Annotated in this window: 13 protein-coding genes; 6 read left to right on the top strand and 7 right to left on the bottom strand. The window is 73.9% G+C overall.

The features are described from left to right. Position 1: 1 nt before the first annotated feature. Positions 2-250, bottom strand: a complete 249-nt coding sequence (locus AC0HI0_RS12175) for a hypothetical protein (RefSeq protein WP_480932421.1) — start codon at positions 248-250, stop codon at positions 2-4. 390 nt (positions 251-640) lie between these two features. Beyond that, positions 641-1,870 carry a cytochrome P450 gene (locus AC0HI0_RS12170; protein ID WP_480932420.1) on the bottom strand — a complete coding sequence of 410 codons (1,230 nt, stop codon included), beginning with the start codon at positions 1,868-1,870 and terminating at the stop codon, positions 641-643. 267 nt (positions 1,871-2,137) lie between these two features. Between AC0HI0_RS12170 and ppk2 the strand changes: the two genes are divergently transcribed. Beyond that, on the top strand, positions 2,138-2,962 hold the full coding sequence (gene ppk2 / locus AC0HI0_RS12165; protein WP_480932419.1) for a polyphosphate kinase 2: 825 nt from the start codon (positions 2,138-2,140) through the stop codon (positions 2,960-2,962). Here the strand turns inward: ppk2 and AC0HI0_RS12160 are convergent. The 4 genes from AC0HI0_RS12160 to AC0HI0_RS12145 all read right to left on the bottom strand — a co-directional run bounded on the left by AC0HI0_RS12160 (position 2,947) and on the right by AC0HI0_RS12145 (position 9,189). Continuing rightward, entirely contained in the window at positions 2,947-4,563 is a 1,617-nt protein-coding gene (locus tag AC0HI0_RS12160; RefSeq protein WP_480932418.1) for a SulP family inorganic anion transporter, read from the bottom strand. The genes ppk2 and AC0HI0_RS12160 overlap by 16 nt on opposite strands. 1 nt (position 4,564) lies before the next feature. After that, positions 4,565-5,536, bottom strand: a complete 972-nt coding sequence (ligD, locus tag AC0HI0_RS12155; RefSeq protein ID WP_480932417.1) for a non-homologous end-joining DNA ligase — start codon at positions 5,534-5,536, stop codon at positions 4,565-4,567. A 148-nt stretch (positions 5,537-5,684) separates the two neighbouring features. Then, positions 5,685-6,845 (bottom strand): MFS transporter, encoded by a 1,161-nt coding sequence (locus tag AC0HI0_RS12150; RefSeq protein WP_480932416.1) that lies wholly within the window; start codon positions 6,843-6,845, stop codon positions 5,685-5,687. A 154-nt stretch (positions 6,846-6,999) separates the two neighbouring features. Continuing rightward, a complete protein-coding gene (locus tag AC0HI0_RS12145; protein ID WP_480932415.1) occupies positions 7,000-9,189 on the bottom strand; it encodes an ATP-binding protein in 2,190 nt (729 codons plus the stop codon). A gap of 126 nt (positions 9,190-9,315) precedes the next feature. On the opposite strand from AC0HI0_RS12145, the gene AC0HI0_RS12140 reads away from it, so the two are divergent. The 5 genes from AC0HI0_RS12140 (at position 9,316) to AC0HI0_RS12120 (ending at position 14,983) form a co-directional block, all read left to right on the top strand. Continuing rightward, positions 9,316-9,921, top strand: a complete 606-nt coding sequence (locus AC0HI0_RS12140; RefSeq protein ID WP_480932414.1) for an alpha/beta fold hydrolase — start codon at positions 9,316-9,318, stop codon at positions 9,919-9,921. Continuing rightward, the gene (locus tag AC0HI0_RS12135; protein WP_480932413.1) at positions 9,873-10,184 is read left to right on the top strand and encodes an alpha/beta fold hydrolase; all 312 of its coding nucleotides are present in this window, start codon (positions 9,873-9,875) and stop codon (positions 10,182-10,184) included. The genes AC0HI0_RS12140 and AC0HI0_RS12135 overlap by 49 nt, the downstream gene beginning before the upstream one ends. 35 nt (positions 10,185-10,219) lie before the next feature. Next, positions 10,220-12,241, top strand: a complete 2,022-nt coding sequence (locus AC0HI0_RS12130; protein ID WP_480932412.1) for a neutral/alkaline ceramidase — start codon at positions 10,220-10,222, stop codon at positions 12,239-12,241. Positions 12,242-12,460: 219 nt separating this feature from the next. Then, entirely contained in the window at positions 12,461-13,600 is a 1,140-nt protein-coding gene (locus AC0HI0_RS12125; protein WP_480932411.1) for a S1 family peptidase, read from the top strand. 396 nt (positions 13,601-13,996) lie between these two features. Next, positions 13,997-14,983 carry a LacI family DNA-binding transcriptional regulator gene (locus AC0HI0_RS12120; protein WP_480934293.1) on the top strand — a complete coding sequence of 329 codons (987 nt, stop codon included), beginning with the start codon at positions 13,997-13,999 and terminating at the stop codon, positions 14,981-14,983. 6 nt (positions 14,984-14,989) lie between these two features. Here AC0HI0_RS12120 and AC0HI0_RS12115 read toward each other — a convergent pair whose 3' ends face one another. Further along, complete coding sequence (locus AC0HI0_RS12115) at positions 14,990-16,222, bottom strand: TolB-like translocation protein (protein ID WP_480932410.1); 1,233 nt, start codon at positions 16,220-16,222, stop codon at positions 14,990-14,992. Positions 16,223-16,227: the final 5 nt, after the last annotated feature.

Raw genomic sequence — 16,227 nt, 5'->3', positions numbered from 1 at the left:
GTCACCCGAGCAGGCACGGACCCATGTAGCTCCACATGCCGATGCCCGAGGTCCTGGGGTAGTAGTCGTGGTTGTACCAGTTGGAGTGCCAGTTCTTCGACTCCCACTGCACCTCGTCCCCAGGTGCGTAGTAGACGGCCGCCGACCATGCATCCCGGCACGGGGGGTCGGTGAGCGCGGCAGCCGGCACAACTCCGGCTGAAATGAGCGTCACTACTGCACCGGCGACCGCGATCGATTTGATCAGCACAAACTCACCCTCGCATTCCGGTGCGAACCGGTGGATTCGATGGAAATCGCGAAAAGGTTGAACTCGATGACCTTTCGTGATCGTAGCCCAGGTCGCCCGACGAGGTCGTCGGCTGTTCGGGTGCCGTTCCCAGGGTGGCGCGTCGTCGGTGTGCCGGTCGCCTTCATAACGTGCCCGAGTCGTTCCGGTTAATCGAATCGGCGGTCGCCGGAGCGCGAAACCGCCCGACGCGGTCACTTCTTGGGAACGAGTGGTGCCGTCCGCGTGCTCGGCGGCCGAAACCACGTCTTTCGCTCAGCCCTGGACGCGCGGTCCGGGCGCAGAGGGGGTGGTCGGGAAGCCCCCACGACCGGGCCGTGCCGGTGGGTGCGGCGCGGCCCGGTCGGGGCTTCAGCCCCGGGTCTGGAACGTCACGTCCAGCGTGGCCAGTCGGCTGCCCAGCGGTGGGGTGGTCACGCGGTCCGGGGTGTCGTAGGCCGGGCGGAGGTCGGGGATCCGGTCGAGGATGGTGGTGAAGGCGACGTCGGTCTCCATCCGGGCCAGCGCGGCGCCCAGGCAGTAGAACGCGCCGAGGCCGAACGCCGTGTGCCGGTTGGGTTTGCGGGCGATGTCGAACCGGTCCGGGTCGTCGAAGACCTCGGGGTCGCGGTTGCCGGCGGCCATCGCCAGGTAGACCAGCCGGCCGGCCGGGATCTCGTGGCCGCCGACCTCGACCGGCTCGGTGGTGACCCGGACGATCGTGCTCGCCGGCCCGCCGCAGCGCAGCATCTCCTCGACCGCCGTCGACATGAGTTCGCGGCGCTCCTTGAGCAGCGCGAACTGGTCCGGGTTGGCCAGGAGCAGCACCAGGCCGTTGGCGATCAGGTTGGCGGTGGTCTCGTGGCCGGCGAACAGCAGCAGCACGCAGTTCGCCACGATCTCGTCCTCGTTCACCACGCCTTCGCGCTCCGCCGCGACGAACATGCTCAGCAGGTCCTCGCGCGGCTCGGCCCGCCGCTGCGCCACCAGCCCGCGCAGGTAGTCCTGCATCTCCAGGACGCTGCGCTGGCACTGCCGCAGCCGCTCGACATCGGCCGGCTGGAAGATCGCCAGGATGTCCCGCGACCACGCCTGCAACCGCTCGCGCTCGCTGGTCGGCATCCCGAGCATCTCGGCGATCACGTTGGCGGGCAGCGGGTAGGCCAGGTCGGCCACCACGTCCATCCGGCCGGACGCGGCCGCGGCGTCGACGAGTTCGTCGGCCAGTTCGCGAACCCTGGGGCGTAACCGGTTCACCGTGGCCGGGGTGAAGTAGCGCTTGAGGAGCTGCTGGAACCGGACGTGGTCGGCTTCGTCGGTGTGCCCCATCCACAACGCGATCGACTGGAGCACGGGTTTGAGCTCGTCGCGCTCGGCCTGGCTGAGCCGGTCCAGGCCCTGGCCCAGGTTGGCGGTGGCGAACCGGCGGTCCTTGAGGGTGGCGACGATGTCGGCGTGCCGGGTGAGCAGGTAGCCGTGCAGCTGCGGCACCCAGGTCACCGGGTTCTCCGCGCGGATCCGGTGCAGCAACGGGTGGGGGTCGGCGGCCACGTCCGGCGCGAACAGGTCGTAGGACGGCTCCGCGATGGCTGAATCGCTCATGATCGCAGTCTCTCCGAACAACCTTCGTGTTTCTGCGGGCCAGTCGAGGTAATCCGGGCGCATCCGGACCAACGGACACGCCCGGATCCCGGGTCCGGACTACGGCGACAACCGCAATTCCGACGAATGGGTCGGCGTCCACCCCGCGCCGCACGGGCGTCGTCACCCGTCGAATCCCCCGGGCCGGTCAGCCTCCACGACCTGTCGCGGCCCGTCCGGGTGGGGCTCGTCTGGCCGATGCCGGGCCGGTTTGCGACGCTGTCCGCCATGGCGAAGAAGACCACGACGAAGCGGTACCCCAAGGCGCTGTACGAGAACGAGCTGCTGCGGCTGCAGGGCGGGCTGGTGCAGTTGCAGGAGTGGGTGAAAGCGTCCGGCGCGCGGGTCGTGGTGGTCTTCGAGGGCCGGGACGCGGCGGGCAAGGGCGGCACGATCAAGCGGGTCTCCGAGCACCTCAACCCGCGCGTCTGCCGGATCGTGGCGCTGCCCGCGCCGACCGAGCGCGAACGCACCCAGTGGTACTTCCAGCGCTACGTCGACCACCTGCCGGCGGCCGGCGAGATCGTGCTGCTGGACCGCAGCTGGTACAACCGCGCGGGCGTCGAGCGGGTGATGGGGTTCTGCACGCCGCAGGAGTACCAGCGGTTCCTCCGGCAGTGCCCGATCTTCGAGGAGCTGCTGGTGGAGGACGGGATCCTGCTGCGCAAGTACTGGTTCTCGGTGAGCGACACCGAGCAGGAGAAGCGGTTCCGGGAACGGCAGGAGAACCCGCTCAAGCAGTGGAAGCTCTCGCCGATGGACCTGGAGTCGATCACCCGCTGGGAGGACTACTCGCGGGCCAAGGACGACATGCTCGTGCACACCGACACCGAGATCGCGCCGTGGACCGTGGTCGAGGCCGAGGACAAGCGCAAGGCGCGGCTGAACATGATCGCGCACCTGCTGGACACCATCCCGTGGGAGCCGGTGCGGCGGCCGAAGCTGGAGCTGCCCAAGCGCCCGAAGGTGCGGGGCAACTACGTCCGCCCGCCCCGGGAGCTGGAGCGGGAGGCACCCGACCACGCGGCGAAGGTCCTTCAGGAGGCCGAGTAGGTCTCCAGCGCCTCACCGGCGGTGTCGAAGTAGGCGTCGGGCGCGACGCCGTAGCGGGCGAGCTGGTCGCGGACCGGCCCGGCCACCGCGGACATCACCAACCGCGCGCCCGCGCCGTGCAGCCGGGCGCGGACCTGGCCGAGCACCGCGCCCGCCGTGTAGTCGACGTCGCCGATCGCCGCCGCGTCCAGGCAGAACCACCGGACCGGCGGACCGGACCCGGTGATCAGGGCGATGTCCTCGGCCAGCCGGGAGGCGTTGGCGAAGTACAGGCCGCTGCCGAACCGGTAGACCACCAGCCCGTCGGCGGTGCGGGCGCCGGCGGCCACCTGTGCGGAGTGCCAGTGGCCGCCGGCCGCCTTGGTCAGCACCGAGCTGAGCGGCGTGTAGCTGTGCCGCAGGTGGTCGACCACCGAGGCGGCCACGGCGACCAGGACGCCGGTCTCCACCCCGAGCACGACCACCGCGCCGGCGGTGAGCAGCGCGACCACGAACTCACCCCGGCGCACCGCGTAGACCCGCCGGAACCCCTTGAGGTCGACCAGCTCCACGCCGATCAGCAGCACCACGGCGGCCAGCGCGGCGAGCGGCAGGCCGGCCAGCGCGGGCGCGAGCACCAGCACCGCGACCAGCGACACGGCGGCGGCGGCCAGGTGCGCGACCTGGCTGCGCCCGCCCGCGCCGTCCACCATCTGGGTCTTGGTGGGGCTGCCGTTGACCACGAACGCGCCGGTCACCGCCGCCGCCAGGTTCGCGCCGGCCAACCCGACCACGTCCCGGTCGGTGTCGGCGGTCTCGTCGTGCCGCGCCGCGTAGGCACGGGCCGTGGCGGCGCTCTGCGCCAGGATCACCACGAGCATCGACAGCGCGATCGGCAGCACGTCCCGCAGGTCCGACCAGGCCAGGGCGGGCCGGGCGAACCCCGGCAGGCCGGCGGGCACCGGCCCGAGCACCGGCACGCCCAGGTCCACGACGTGCGCCACGACGATCGCGCCCACCACGGCCACCAGCGCCGCCGGGATCCGCAGCCGGGCCCACCGCGCGGCCGACACCACGACGACCACGGCGGCGGCGGTCGCCGCGGACGGCCAGTCGATCCCGCCGTGCAGCACCGCGACCAGCTTCTCCGGTGTCGAACCGGACGCGGGCGGCTGCCCCAGCGCCTCCGGCAGCTGCCCCACCGCCACGGTGATCCCGACGCCGGTCAGGAACCCCACGAGGACCGTGCGGGACAGGAAGTTCGCCAGCGCGCCCAGCCGGATCGCCCGCGCCACCACCAGCAGCACCGCGACCACCAGCGCGGTCGTCCCGGCCAGTTGCACGTACCGGGGCGAGCCGGGCGCGGCCAGGCCGGCGAGCCCGGCCGCGAGCATCGCCGCGGTGGCGGAGTCCGCGCCGACGACGAGCTGCCGCGACGCGCCCAGCACCGCGAACGCCACCATCGGCAGCAGCAGCGTGTAGAGGCCGGCCTCCACCGGCATCCCGGCGATCCGCGCGTACCCCAGCACCTCCGGCACGGCCAACGCCGCCAGCGTCACGCCCGCGAGCACGTCGGGCAGCAGCCGGGCCCGCCGGAAGTCCAGGCCCAGACCCAGCCGCACGCTAGTCGTCCGCGGCGTTCGGGTCGTCGGTCCCGTTCTCCGGCGCGTCCGCGGCGTCCCGGTCCGCCCACTCCAGCAGCGGTTCCAGCGAGAACACCGCGTCGTCGATGCCCGCGTGCAGGTCGCCCAGCTCGGCGAACCGCGCCGGCACGGTGGCGATCGTGAACTCGCGCGGGTCGACCTCGGCGACCTCGTCCCACCGCAGGGGCGTGGACACCGTCGCCTCCGGCACGCCGCGCACCGAGTACGCGCTGGCGATCGTGTGGTCGCGGGCGTTCTGGTTGTAGTCGATGAACAGGCTGCGCGGGTCGCGGTCGCGCCGCCACCACGTCGTGGTCACGTCGTCGGGCGCGCGCCGCTCGACCTCCCGCGCGAACGCCAGTGCCGCCCGCCGCACGTCCCGGAACCCCCACTCCGGCTTGATCCGCACGTACACGTGCAGCCCGCTGCCACCGGAGGTCTTGGGCCACCCGACCGCGCCTATCTCGTCCAGCACCTCGTGCACGACGCCCGCGACCCGCCGCACGCGGGAGAACGGGCAGTCCGGCATCGGGTCGAGGTCGATGCGCCACTCGTCGGGCTTCTCGGTGTCGGCCCGCCGCGAGTTCCACGGGTGGAACTCCACGGTCGACATCTGCACCGCCCACACCACGTCGGCCACGTCCGCCACGCACAGCTCGTCGGCGTGCCGGTTGTACCGGGGGAAGTGCACCCGCACGGTCGGCACCCACGGCGGCGCGCCGCCCGGCAGCCGCTTCTGGTGCACCTTCTCGCCGGTCACCCCGGACGGGAAGCGGTGCATCATGCACGGCCGGTCGCGCAGGGCGCGGACGATGCCGTCGCCGACCGACAGGTAGTACCGGGCGAGGTCCAGCTTGGTCTCGCCGCGCGCCGGGAAGTAGACGCGATCCGGGTTGGAGATCCGCACGGTGCGGTCCCCGACCTCCAACTCCACCGCAGGCGACTGGCCCATGCCGGGAAACCTAACCCGGATCGGGCCGGTCAGCGCGATCTCGTCGGCGCACCGGCGGCCAGACCGGTGCGCCGACTCCCCACTCGGGGCGTGGTCCGGCACGGTGGCGACGGAAGCCGAGACGGCCACCGTGCGGATCCGGCGGGGCTCAGGTGACCCGCCGGACCACCCGGACCACGCCTTTCACCGGTGTCGGCACACCGGCCGCCACCAGCAGCGCGCCGACGCCGAGCAGCGCGCCGACCAGCGGCACGGCGGACACGGAGGCGACCGACGCCACCGCTCCACCGAGCACTCCCGCCCCCGCGATGCCGAGGTAGATGGCCGACGCGTTGAGCGCCAGCAGCACCCCGGCCCGCTCCGGGCAGACCTCCACCAGCAGGGCCATCAACGGCGGGTTGAACGCCCAGAACAGCGCGCCCCACGCGGCCATCGCCACGGCCGCCGTCGCCGGTGACGCCAGCGCCGGCGGCAGCAGCGCCAGCACCGCCGCCGAACCGGCCAACGCCACCAGCAGCGGCGTGCGCGGCCCGAACCGGTCGGCCGCCACCCCGCCCGCCACGTTGCCCACGACCCCGCCGACCCCGTACGCCAGCAGCAGCCACGGCGCGGCGGCGTCGTCCAACACCGGGTCGAGGTAGCCGTAGACGCTGAACGTCGCCAGGCACGCCAGCAGCGACACCACCAGCAGCCACCGCACGGGCGGGTCCCCCAACGCCCGCGCGCGGTCGCGGAGCCCGGCCGCCGGGCCCGGCGGGACGGCCGGGACCGCGACCCGGATCACCACCGCGGCGATCACGCACAGCGCCGCCACCATCAGGAACGCCCCCTGGTAGCCGCCCTGCCCGGCGACCGCCCGCCCGGCCGGGACCCCCAGCATGGTGGCGGCGGTGAGCCCCCCGGTGACGACGGCCATCGCCCGCGCCCGCGTGCCCGGCGGGTGCAGGGAGGCCGCGACGGCCGTCGCCGCGGGAGTGGTCGACGCCGCGCCGCACGCCGCGACCACCCGGAAGGCGAGCAGCAGCCCGAAGTCGGGCGCCCACGCCGAGCCCGCGTTGCCCACCGCCGTGACCAGCAGGGCGGCCACCAGCAGCGCACGGCGTGGCACCCCGGCCGTGGCGACCGCCAGCAGCGGCGAGCCGACCGCGTAGGCCAGGGCGAACACCGTGATCACCTGCCCGGCCACCGCGATGGACACGTCGAACCCCCCGGCGATGTCACCCAGCACCGCCGCCACCACGTACCCGCTGGTGCCCGCCGCGACCGTGCCCGTGGCGAGCGCGTACGTCCGGGCGGACACGGCGGGCATCAGAGCACCGCGCGGAAGTCGGAGAGGGACATGCGCGGCACCTTCCGGAGAGCCCGTGAGGGCATCTGGTGCGCCGTTGAGGCGTCCCACCACGATGAATCCGCGCGAGCGCGGAAACATCGGTCGGGTGACGTAGATGAAACCCCGGTCGGGCTCAGCCGAGCGCGGCGAGCACCTGCCGGGCCTCGTCGTGGTCGCCTACGCCGTCCCACAGCCGCGCCGACTCGCGCAGCGCGTCCCGCGCCTGGCCGGTCTCGCCGAGCGCGAGCAGGGCCAGCCCCAACGAGTGCTGCACGCTCGCCACGCCCTGCGGCCGGCCGAACTCGCGCAGCAGCGGCAGCGCGGCGCGCAACGCCTCGGCCGCCTCGCCGGCGCGGTCCAGCGCGAGCAGGCCCTGCCCGATCCACATCCGGGCGTACGCCTCGGTCATCCGCCCCACCTGCGGCGACGGCGCGCGCTGCGGGTCGGCCATGGTCGCCATCATGTCCTCGAACAGGGCGATGGCCTCCTCGTGCCGGCCCGCCTCGCGCAGCACCCGGCCCAGCAGCGCCTGCGACTGCGGCAGCCCGTCCCAGTCGCCCGCCCGCACGAACAGCGCGGACGCGCGGGTCGCGGCGCGCACCGCGAGGTCGGTTTCCCCCAGCTGCCACCGGGCGCGCGCGGCGTAGTCCAGCGCCCACGCCTGCTGGCGCACGTCACCGGCCTGCTCGGCCAGCCGGTAGGCCTCCTCGGCGTGCTCGACGCTCTCCCGGTGCCGCCCGCCGCACATGGACAGCGCCCACGCCAGGTAGTTCAGGTGCTCGGCGGTCAGCGACCGGTCGCCGAGCGCTCCGGCGGCCTCGTAGGACATCCGGTAGACCTCGATCCAGTGCACCCAGTGCGTGAACCGGTCGGAGAACCAGTGCATCGCGTCGGCGACGTCGACCACCAGCCGGTGCTCGCCGGCCGCCGCCGCGGCGCGCAGCGCGGCCAGCCAGTGCGTGCTCTCGGTCTCCAGCCAGTGCTGCGCGTCGGCGGGCTTGGCCAGGTCCACCAGGCCGTCGCCGGGCCCGGTCGGCGCGCCGTGGCCGGGCTCGAAGCAGCGGCCCGCGCGCAGCGCGTTGTCCAGCAGCCAGCGTCGCACCCGGGCGCGGTGGGCGTCGAGTTCGGCCGGCGTCTCCTCCTCGGCGAGCCGCTCCCGGGCGAACAGCCGGATCAGGTCGTGGAACACGTACCGGCCGGCCGCGAACGACTGGAGCAGACCGAGTTCGACCAGTTCCTCCAGCGCGTCGTCGGTCGCCGCCAGGCCGGCCTGCGCCAGCACGGCGGCCAGCGGCACGCCCGTGTCGTGGCCGGCGATCAGCCCGAGCCGGCGGAACACCCGGCGCGCGGGCGTGGACAGCTGCCGGTAGGACAGCGCGAACGCGGCACCCACCTCCAGGTCGCCCGCGGTGAGCGCGGCCAGCCGGCGCTCCTCGTCGCGCAGCCGGCCCGCGAGGTGCGCGACCGTCCACCCCGGACGGCTCAGCAGCCGGTTGCCCGCGATCCGCAGCGCCAGCGGCAGGTGCCCGCACAGCGCGGCCACCCGGTCCACCTCGGCGGCGTCGCGGCCGATGATCACCCGCAGCAGGGCGGCGGACTCGTCCGGGGTCAGCGGGTCCAGGGCCAGCCGGTGCACCGATTCCAGGCCGGTGAGCGGGCGGCGGCTGGTGATCAGCATCCGGACCGGGCCGGCACCGGCCAGCAGCGGCCGGACCTGGGCCTCGTCGGTGGCGTTGTCCAGCACGATCACGCACCGCCTCGCGGCGACGGTCGAGCGGTACCGCGCGATCCGCTCCTCGACGTCGCGCGGGATCCGCCGCTCGGGCACGCCCAGCGCCCCGAGTAATCGGGCCAGCGCGTCCTCCGGGCGCACCGGTTCGGCGTCCAGGCCGCGCAGGTCCACGAAGAACCGGCCGTCCGGGTGCCCGGCGGCGACCTGCCGGGCGGCGTGCACGGCGAACGAGGTCTTGCCCAGGCCGGGCGCGCCGGAGATCACCGTGATGCCGCGTTGCCCGAGGATCGCGGCCAGTTGCGCGGTGCGCCCGGTGAAGTCGGCCGCGCCGCGCGGCAGGTCGCACGCGCCGGGGGCGGGCGTCCGCCTCCGGCCGGCTTTGGCGGCGGCCAGCAGGTCCGCCAGGTCGTCGTCGGCCACGGACAGGGCGGCGGCGAGCGCGTCGAGGGTGCGGCGCTGCGGCGCGCGGCTGTGCCCGCGCTCCATGTCGCTGATCGCGCGGGCGCTCACCCCGGACCGCTCGGCCAGCTCCTCCATGGTCAACCCGGCCGCGTGCCGGTGCGTCCGCAACAGCTCGCCGAAGCCCGCCATGCCGTCCCCAGTTCTGCGTGTCGTTCTGCGTGGATCGAGCCGCGCGCCGTTGTTTGACTGTCGTGGCAAGGCTTCTCCTACCGCAGCCCGCTCGGGCTTGTCCAACCTCCGGAGTCCCGCGCGCCCGTGCTCGCCGCCGCCGAGGGCGTCGACCTGCACTACGAGGACCACGGTGACGGGCGTCCCGTGGTGCTGTCGCACGACTGGCCGCTGAGCGGGCGCTCGTGGGAGCGCCGGCTCGTGCCGCTGGTCGAGGCCGGCTACCGGGTGATCGCCTACGACCGGCGCGGGTTCGGGCGCTCGTCGCAGCCGTGGCGGGGCTACGACCTGGACACCCTGGCGGCCGACCTGCACGCGTTGCCGACCGCGCTGGACCTGGTGGACGCGACCCTGGTCGGGCTCGGCATGGGCGGCGCGGAAGTCGTGCGCCACCTCGGCCGGCACGGCGCGGCGCGGGTGTCCGGCGCGGTGCCGGCCTCGTACCTGCGGCGGGGCTACGACGACCCGTCGGGGGCGTGGACGACGAGACGATCGCCGGCGTCGAGGCCGGGCTGCGCGCCGACCGGGTGGCGTTCGTCGACGCCCACCTCGCGCGGGCGTTCGGCGGCCGGGTGGGCTCGGCGGAGCACGCCTACCACCGGGCCATCGCGGCCGGGGCGTCACCGAAGGGCACGGCGGACTGCGTGGACGCCTTCGCCCGCACCGACCTGCGCACGGACCTGGCGGCGGTGACCGTGCCGACGCTCGTGCTGCACGGTTCGGCGGATGTGATCGCACCCCTCGACGCGACCGCCTTGCCGACCCACGACCTGCTGCCGAGGAGTTCGCTGGTGGTGCTCGACGGCGCGCCGCACGCGGCGAACACCACCCACCCCGACGACTTCAACCGGGCGCTGCTCGGATTCCTCCGGTCCCGCACCGACCCCGCGCCCGCGCCGCGGCGGACCGCGACGCCCCCTTGCCCCCTGTGGTGCCGATCACCTACTGTCCAGTAAAGGTGAAACGGATTCGCGTAACTGGGGGGCGATGCATGCGGTCGACTGTCGCGTCCGTGGTGGCCCGCCTCGCCGCGGCGGCCTGCCTGGCCGGGGCGCTGGTGCTGCCCGGCCCGCCCGCCGCGCAGGCCATGCCCGAGCCGTACCTGGTCGGGCGGGGGATCTCCGACGTGACCGGCGCGGCCGCCGAGAACGGCATGATGGGCTACTCCAAGTTCGACCAGAAGACCAGCGGCATCCACCAGCGGCAGCGGTCGCGGGCCTACGTCGTGGTGGAGCGGGCGACCGGGCGGCGGGTCGCCTACGTCAACGCCGACCTCGCCATGGTCTTCCGGGCCGTGCAGGACGCCGTGCTCACCAAGCTCCAGGCCCGCTACGGCAGCCTGTACACCCGGGAGAACGTGCTGCTCTCCGCGACCCACACGCACGCCGGACCCGGTGGCTTCTCGCACAACCTCGCCTACAACCTGTCCATCCTCGGGATGCAGCGCCAGACCCTGGACGCGATCGTCGACGGCATCACCGAATCGGTCGTGGCGGCGCACGAGGACCTCAAGCCCGGCTCGCTCTCGCTGGGCCGGGGCGAGCTGACCGATGCCGGCGTCAACCGCTCGCGCGTCGCGTTCGAGCGCAACCCGGACAAGGCGCGGTTCCCGCAGGCGATCGACCCGGCGATGACCGTGCTGAAGTTCCGCCAGAACGGCCGCGACGTCGGCGCGATCAGCTGGTTCGCCACCCACAACACGTCGATGACCAACGAGAACACCCTGATCAGCCCGGACAACAAGGGCTATGCCTCCTACCAGTGGGAGCACGACGACCAGGGCGTGCGCTACCTCGACGGCCGGCCCGGCTTCGTGGCCGCGTTCCCCAACACCAACGCGGGCGACATGTCGCCCAACCTGAACCTGCGCCCCGGCTCCGGGCCCACCGAGGACGAGGTGGAGAACACCCGGATCATCGGCGAGCGCCAGAACCGCAGGGCGCAGCAGATCTTCGCCGGCCCGCAGACCGCCGTCACCGGCGGCGTCGACCACCGGATGCGGTTCGTGGACATGGGATCGGTCGCCGTGGACGGCCGCTACACCACCGACGGGCGCGCCGGCACGACGTGCTCCGGTGTCGTCGGCGCGTCCACCATCGCGGGCAGCGTCGAGGACGGCCCGGCCATCCCCGGCTTCACCGAGGGGATGGTGAACCCGCTCAAGGCGTTGCTCGAACCGCTGCACGTCGAGGTGCCGCAGTGGCTCAAGGACTGCCAGTACCCCAAGGCGTCGCTCGTGCCCACCGGTCTGGTCCAGGCCACGCCGAACGTGCTGCCGCTGCAGATCGTCAAGCTGGGGCAGCTGCACCTGGTCGCGGTGCCCGGCGAGGTGACCATCGTGGCCGGCCTGCGGATCCGGGGCAGCGTCGCCGCCGAACTCGGCGTGCCGCTGGAGGACGTGCTGATCCAGGGCTACGCCAACGACTACAGCCAGTACGTCACCACGCCCGAGGAGTACGACGCCCAGCAGTACGAGGGCGGCTCCACCCTGTTCGGCCGCAACACCACACCCGCCTACCAGCAGGAGTTCGGCGCGCTGGCGGCGGCGCTGCGCACCGGCGCGCCGGTCGCGGCCGGTCCGACGCCCGGCAAGCCGCCGTTCACCGACCTGAACCTCCAGACCGGCGTGGTGTTCGACGACAAGGCCCTGTGGCAGGGCTTCGGCCAGGTGCTCACCGAGCCCGCCGCGTCCTACCGGCGCGGTGAGACGGCGACGGCGGTGTTCGTGACCGGCCACCCGAAGAACGACCTGCACCGCAACGGCACCTTCCTGGAGGTGCAGCGGCTGCTGGACGGCCGGTGGACCCGGGTCGCCGACGACGGCGACTGGTCCACCCGCTACCGGTGGCAGCGCGTCGGGGTGGCGAACTCCGAGGCCACCGTCGCCTGGACCATCCCGCCCGGCACCCCGGCGGGTACCTACCGGCTGGTCCACCACGGCGACTGGAAGAGCGGCTGGACCGGCGCGATCAGCCCGTTCACCGGCACCAGCCGCACGTTCACGGTGGGGTGACGCCGGGTCGACCACGACCCGGCGCGGCCGATCACCCGGCGGCACCACTCGCCTACTTTCGTAGGTGTGCGCGCCCGTTTTCGGGAGCTAGCGTGACGGCAGTCCGGAGAATTCGCCGGACACCTGCCGCCCGGTGAACTCCGCAGTTCTTTCGGGCGTATTTCCGCGATGTGCTCCGCATGTCAATTTCGTCAACCCTGCGATGAAAGACGACAAAAAATGAAGATCCGCACCATCGGCGTCCTCGCGACCGCGGGCGCCGCGTTCGCGGCCGCCCTGCTGGCCCCGAACGCCTCCGCGACACCCGAGTACGACCCGGCCATGCTCGCCGCGCTGGCCGCCGACCTGGGCTCCTCGCCCCGCGCCGCCGCCGCCCGGCTCGACCGCGAGCACGACCTGGCCCGCGCGCTGTCCGACCTGCGCGCGCGGGGCGTGCAGGTCGACGGCGCGTTCTACGACCGCGCCGGCAACCTGGTCGCCAACACCTCCGACCCGGCCGCCGTGGCGGCCGCCGGCCTCACCCCGCGCACGGCCGCGCGCGGGGAACGCGCCCTCGACGCCCTGGCCGGCCGGGTCGAGCGGGCCATCGGCGCGGACCTCGGCCAGGTCCAGGCGTGGGGCCCGGACGTGGTCGGCGACCGCGTGCTGGTCACCGTCGAGCCGGACGCCACCCCCGCGCTGGTCGCGAAGCTGGCGAAGATCGACGGCGTGGCGGTCGAGCGCGGCGCCGCGCGGGTCGCCCCGCAGGCCGACGTGGTGCCCGGCCGGATCATGGACCTGGTGCCCGGCACGAACTGCTCGCTGGGCTTCCCCGGCACCCGCAACGGGGCGAAGGTGCTGCTCACGGCCGGCCACTGCGTCGAGGGCAACCCCGACATCCTGGACGCCAACGGCACCCACATCGGCAAGGGCGTCGCCACCCGGTTCCCGTCCGCCGACATGGGCCTGATGAGCATCGACCCCGAGGACACCGGGCGCGGCTACGTCGACACCCGGATGGGCACCACGGTCGCCGTCAAGGGCATGTCCAAGGCGTCGGTCGGCGCGACGATCTGCAAGGCGGGCAACACCACCGGCTGGACCTGCGGCAAGGTGTCGGCCTACAACCAGACCGTCCGCTACTCCGGCGAGTCCACCTCCACCAAGGGCCTGGCCAAGTCGACCGTGTGCACCGAGGGCGGCGACAGCGGCGGCGCGTACATCTCCGGCAACACCGCCCAGGGCATGACCTCCGGCGGCCCGGCGGACGGCCACGACTGCGGTTACAACCAGGGTGCCAACGCCACCGGTTCGTATTCCTACTACCAGCCGGTGGTGGACGCCGCGAACTACTACGGCGTCACCCTCACCACTTCCTGACCAGGGTCGGTGAAATGCGGTGGCACCCTCGGGTGTCACCGCTTTCCGGCATTTCCGGAATACCTCGCGGCCGGTTCCGCGCCGCCGACCGCGCGCCGCCGGCCGGTCGCGCCCGCGCTGCGGCCCGGGGTCCGCCGCCGACCCCGGGCCGGAGCCCCCGCCTGCGCCGAACGCACCACCGCCGGATGGGCCGGAGCGTTGCCGGGCCCGTCGTACGAGCGGTACCCGGGCCGCCCGGCGGCGATCACCCGCGGATGCCCGCGACCCCGCCGTGTGACCAGCGGATTTCCACGTCGCGGCCCAGTCGCGCGGAACGCGTCCTGGGAGCGCTACCCGTGGCTACACTCCCGCTTTTCACAGTTCCGGCGGGAGGGCGTGGTGGTGGCAGCGGCGAGCATCCGGGACGTGGCGTCGAGGGCGAACGTGTCGGTCGGCACGGTGTCCAACGTCCTGAACCGGCCCGAGGTGGTCGCGCCCGCGACCCGCGACCGGGTGCTGGGCGCGATCGTCGAACTCGGCTTCGTCCGCAACGACGCCGCCCGCCAACTCCGCTCGGGCACGCCCCGCGCCATCGGCCTGGTGGTGCTCGACGTCGGCAACCCGTTCTTCACCGACGTGGCGCGCGGCGTGGAGGACACCGCCAGCGACGCCGGGCACGCGGTGATCCTGTGCAACAGCGACGAGTCGGCGCAGCGCGAGACCCGGCACGTCGAACTGCTGGCCGAGCAGCGCGTGCACGGCGTGCTGATCACCCCCGTGGGCGCGGACCTGGCCCCGGTGCACCGGCTGCGCGAACGCGGCGTCTCCGTGGTGCTGCTCGACCACCCCACCGACGACCCGGGGCTGTGCTCGGTCGCCGTGGACGACCGGGCCGGCGGCGAACTCGCGGTGAACCACCTGCTGGCCCGAGGCCACCGCCGGCTCGCGATGGTCAACGGCCCGTCGCGCCGGCACCAGGCCCGTCAACGGCACCGCGGCGCGACCGACGCCGTGCACCGCGCCGGTCTCGACCCGGCGCGCCTGCAAGAGGTCCGGATGCCGGCGATGACCGTGGCGTGCGGCCGGCAGGCGGCCCAGGACCTGCTGGCCCGCCCGGTGCGCCCGGACGGGGTGTTCTGCGCCAACGACCTGCTCGCGCTCGGCGTGCTCCAGGTGTTGGTGCGCGCGGGTGTCCGGGTGCCCGAGGACGTCGCGGTGGTCGGCTACGACGACATCGACTTCGCCGCGGCGGCGGCCGTGCCGCTCACGTCGGTCCGCCAGCCGCGCGAACTGATCGGCCGCACGGCCGCGAGCCTGGTGCTGGCCGAGACCATGACCCCGCACGAGCACGAACACCGCCAGGTCCTGTTCACCCCGGAACTGGTCGTCCGCGAGTCGAGCTGAACCACGTCAGCGGTTCTGCTCGAACAGGGTGTTGACCGCCGCTCTCAGCCGCAACCAGGTCGGGTCCGCGTCGGTCGCGGTGCCCACGCCGTCCAGGTCGTCCGGGTCCCAGGTCCGGTCGCCGTCGGTGACCGTGAGGTGCGACCACAGGGCGCCCTCGTCCGGGACGTCGGAGGTGGAGTCGAGGAAGGCCGTCGCCGCAGCGCGCGCGGCGTCCGCGTTCGCGGTGCCGGCCGGGCCCGCCGCCACCGACAGCAGCACGACTTCGGTGCCGTGGGCGACGACGAGTTCGCCGGTCGCGGTGGCGGCCAGCGCGGTCACCGGGGCGCGGCCGGGGATCTCGTGCTCGGCGGCGCTGCGGCCGTCCAGGTCGATCCCGACCAGGGTCCCGGCGGGCGTGCCGACCCAGAGCACCCCGGGTCGGGTCCCGAACGCGATGTTGTGCCGCGACCACGCGCGCATCCGGTCCAGCCACTCCTGCGGGTACGGGTAACCCGGGCTCGGCTCGCCGAGCGTGGTGGACAGCACGGCGTCGAGCGAGGGGAACCCGAAGACCTGCAGCGTGTTCTCGTAGGCGTTGCCCCGGATCGCGAGGTGGCGGCCGTCGGCGCTGAAGACGGGGGTCTGGTAGCCGTCGACGTCCAGGATCAGCGCCCGGCGGAGCACCCGCATGGCCCCGGTCCCGGCGTCGACCCGGGCGAACAGCCCGTGCGTCGCACCCTGGTCGCTGCTCAGCGTGGCGACCACGGCACCGGCCGGGTGCACGGCGACCCCGGTGTCCCAGGCCGGCCCGACCCCGAGGTGGCCGGAGACCGGGTCGACGACGTCGGAGTGCTGCCACGACCCGTCGCCGCCGGGCGCCGACGGCGAGGCCCAGAGGGCGTCACCGCCGGGGCTGAACGCGAGGAACCGGTAGCCGGTCGGGACGCCGTCGAGGTCCGAGAGCCCGGACGGGGTCCACCGCACCACGCCGCCCTCGCCCGCCACCAGTAGCAACGGCCGCTCGGGGTGCCACGCCGCGGCGGGCGTCCGCTCGACCCGGTCCCGGCCGGTCGTGTCGCCGTAGGGGGCCGATTCGGCCCCGACCGTCCCGGCCGGGCGCAGCCGCCCGTCGCCGAAGTCCCAGACGTGCACCGCCGGGCGGGTCGCGTCGAAGCCCGCCACCAGGGGCAGGCGCGGATGGCACACCAACCGCTCGACCGGCGACCCGCTGTCCACTCGTGCCACGGTGTCGATCACGACGA

This window comes from Saccharothrix sp. NBAS 001 (genome assembly GCF_056640475.1).
This window is presented reverse-complemented; position numbering and strand designations above follow the sequence as displayed.

Coding starts and splice junctions, on each gene's coding strand:
- AC0HI0_RS12145 (WP_480932415.1), bottom strand. CDS start 9,189: ATGGCGGGCTTCGGCGAGCTGTTGCGGACGCACCGGCACGCGGCCGGG.
- AC0HI0_RS12150 (WP_480932416.1), bottom strand. CDS start 6,845: ATGCCCGCCGTGTCCGCCCGGACGTACGCGCTCGCCACGGGCACGGTC.
- AC0HI0_RS12130 (WP_480932412.1), top strand. CDS start 10,220: ATGCGGTCGACTGTCGCGTCCGTGGTGGCCCGCCTCGCCGCGGCGGCC.
- ppk2 (WP_480932419.1), top strand. CDS start 2,138: ATGGCGAAGAAGACCACGACGAAGCGGTACCCCAAGGCGCTGTACGAG.
- AC0HI0_RS12170 (WP_480932420.1), bottom strand. CDS start 1,870: ATGAGCGATTCAGCCATCGCGGAGCCGTCCTACGACCTGTTCGCGCCG.
- AC0HI0_RS12125 (WP_480932411.1), top strand. CDS start 12,461: ATGAAGATCCGCACCATCGGCGTCCTCGCGACCGCGGGCGCCGCGTTC.
- ligD (WP_480932417.1), bottom strand. CDS start 5,536: ATGGGCCAGTCGCCTGCGGTGGAGTTGGAGGTCGGGGACCGCACCGTG.